Annotated in this window: 1 protein-coding gene; it reads right to left on the reverse strand. The window is 39.4% G+C overall.

The annotated features are described in order from the left end of the window. Nucleotides 1–36 precede the first annotated feature (36 nt). Entirely contained in the window at nucleotides 37–1011 is a 975-nt protein-coding gene (locus IQ228_RS26240) for a DUF362 domain-containing protein (protein ID WP_027403861.1), read from the reverse strand. Nucleotides 1012–1082 lie beyond the last annotated feature (71 nt).

Genomic DNA, 1082 nt, shown 5'->3' on the forward strand with positions numbered 1-1082 from the left:
CCTACTCCCCTACCTCCCCAACTCCCCTGCCTCTTTTTACCGACTGACTCTATAAGCGCTCATAGGTTCTTTAATAAAGCGGATGTAAAGATGCCTAAAGGTAGATTTAATCACACGGGGCATAGCAAAATCTATGGGCATTAACTTTTCCGGTAATTGCCAATCTGTAATTTGTAATAAATCGGGGGATAAATTCGGAAAGTGAATATCACTTAATTCTGGACATATTCCCAATCGTTGTGAAGCTGCAATCGTGGGAACTTGTGCAGGTGCAACTTGGAGAACTTCTAACATTGCTCTATCTAAAGCAAATACATTACTTGATGCTGCTAAAATTTCTAAATTCCGAGGTTCTCCCCCACTTGGTCCATTACCTTCATGACCAATAATTCCATCTAAAATTGTTAAAGTTGGATTAATTGCCCTGGCAGTTTCTACTAACATTTCTCCAAATTTGTCAGCATCTTTGCCAGATTCCATGTGCCACCAAGCTTTCATTTTCCCAGGAACACAGCCAAAGAGATTTTTTACTCCTAAAGTTAGAGTTAATTGCATATGAGATTTCACTTTAGGAAGATTAATAATCACATCTGCTTCCATTGCTTCTTTAGATAAAAGCAAGTGATTAAAATTATCGTTTACCGTTTGATAACGTTTACCATGAAATTCCACAAGTGGTAACTTCAGTTCTTCCAAAATTGGTAATAACCCATTGGCTATAGCCACACCCTTAGCACTACCAAAAGCGGGACTATCTCCTAAAAATGGGTTGCCACCAACGGCAATTACCATTTCGGCAACGGCACGCACTAATTCTGGACGGGTGGTACATTCTTTAGTCGGACGAGAACCGGTGAGTAAGTTGGGTTTGAGTAAAACGCGGTTTCCCGGTTTCACAAAAGCAGCCATACCCCCTAAAGGTTCTAGTAGTGTTTCCAATGATTCTTTTAAAGCTTCCTGTTCGTAGGATTTAGCCCGAATCAGACTCACAGATGGTTTTTGTGTTGACATGGAAAATAATGGCGTTATATTACATTCAGCATTAATACTGTATCAAAAATTAAACTATAGTGGAAAAATTC

This window comes from Dolichospermum sp. LEGE 00246 (assembly GCF_015207865.1).
Lineage (GTDB): Bacteria > Cyanobacteriota > Cyanobacteriia > Cyanobacteriales > Nostocaceae > Dolichospermum > Dolichospermum heterosporum.

What these genes read in the sequence shown, in the direction of transcription:
- IQ228_RS26240 (WP_027403861.1), bottom strand. Translation starts at nt 1,011, where the DNA reads ATGTCAACACAAAAACCATCTGTGAGTCTGATTCGGGCTAAATCCTAC.